Annotated in this window: 1 protein-coding gene; it reads right to left on the minus strand. The window is 61.4% G+C overall.

Translation table 11 applies throughout. The features are described 5' to 3' along the window. Nucleotides 1–25: 25 nt before the first annotated feature. Nucleotides 26–1,360, minus strand: coding sequence for an IS5 family transposase (locus tag CV770_RS41035; protein ID WP_104466314.1), 1,335 nt, complete (start codon nucleotides 1,358–1,360; stop codon nucleotides 26–28). Nucleotides 1,361–1,525: the final 165 nt, after the last annotated feature.

Consider the following 1,525-nt stretch of genomic DNA (forward strand, 5'->3'; position numbering starts at 1 on the left):
GTGAAGAAGGCGGGAGAGCGCTGATTTAAGCGATCTTTTGGGCAGGGACAGTTTCGGTGAACGCCCGGATAATGGCACGCAAGAGTTCTGCGAGCCACCGCAGGAGCAGGCCGAAGTTGTAGCCGGCGGCGGCGAGGACGGCGTTGACGCGGTCGCCGACGCGGCCTTTGAGATAGTTGCGGTCCATGCGGTGCTCGGCCTTGACGTGGCCGATGACGGGCTCGACAGCCGCGCGACGCTTCATCTCGCGACGGATGGGAGCTGTGACGCGGCGGACCTGACCCGAGATCCAGACCCTGAACCGATGCGGGTGGTTGTGACCGCGATATCCTTTGTCGACGTGGATACGGCGAGCCTCCACCCCGGTGAGCTTCTCCATGTCGGCGATTACGGGACCGAGCGTGTGCCCATCGAAGGGATTGCCATGCAGGGCCTTGGCATGGATCACGAACTGGCCACCCTTCGGAGACGTCACAGGGGTGGCGATGCTGACCTTGCAGCCGAACTCGTAGGGCGCGCGGGCTTTACCCTTGCCGATGCACTCAACCTCCGGAGCATGTAACGCATAGACCTTCGGACCGCGCTGATGCTGATCCTGGCTGCGCACCTGCTGCGCTAAACCGAGCAACGGGCCGAAGCGAGCTTCAAGCACCGTATCGCCATCAATCTTGCGGCTGATGTCGCGGATAATCCGACCAAGCCGTGTCCGCAGGAACTTGAGCTGCCGCCGCGCGCGTTTGAACTGGTGGGCGTGGCTATAGCGGCCGGTCATGATGGCGGCGCGCTTGGCCAGGCGCAGATAGCTCTGGCGCAGCGGCACGTGGTTTCGCTTGGCGAGCCCGACGAGCTTGGTGAGTGCCCTATGCATCAGACGCGCATCAGTCGGATGCGCAACGGCCTTGGGCTGCACCGTGGTATCGACGACCACCCGCTCCAGGTCCTTGGGGCCGATGGCGCCAGTCTTGTGCGCCACCGACAGGCTTTCTTGGATCAGCGCGACGAGCTGTTCCTCGCCCAGCCGCTGGCGCCAACGGGTCATCGACGATCGATCGAACGGCAGACGGTGGCAGAAGCTCAATTCGCCGCAGAAGTATTGGTAGTAGGGGTTCTCGATCCAGCGGGCGCACAGCACCTCATCTGACAAGTTGTGCATGTGCTTCAGAATGAACAGGCCGGCCACGAGCCGCGTCGGCAAGCCAGGCTGCCCCAACCCTGTTTGGCAGACCGAACTAAAGCGCTCATCCAGAAACTTCCAGTCGATCAGCGCCGCCAACCGCACCAGCGGGTGACCCAAGTCGATGATCTGATCGAGCGCCGGAAGCAGCAGGTCTTTCTGGCGATCGTCCCGCGGTTTGCTCATCGCCTTCCCCAATGCCGATGACCCGACATCAGGGAATCACGAATCGCCCAAAAGCAAAATCCCAAAACGCAGGAAAACGAGGTCCAGCACCCCACTTTCCTGCAAAATCGAATACTACATCAAGACCAATTCTGCTTACTTCTCAGACCGATCCGTATTCTTCAC

Source organism: Bradyrhizobium sp. AC87j1 (assembly GCF_002936975.1).
In the GTDB taxonomy this organism is placed as follows: domain Bacteria; phylum Pseudomonadota; class Alphaproteobacteria; order Rhizobiales; family Xanthobacteraceae; genus Bradyrhizobium; species Bradyrhizobium shewense.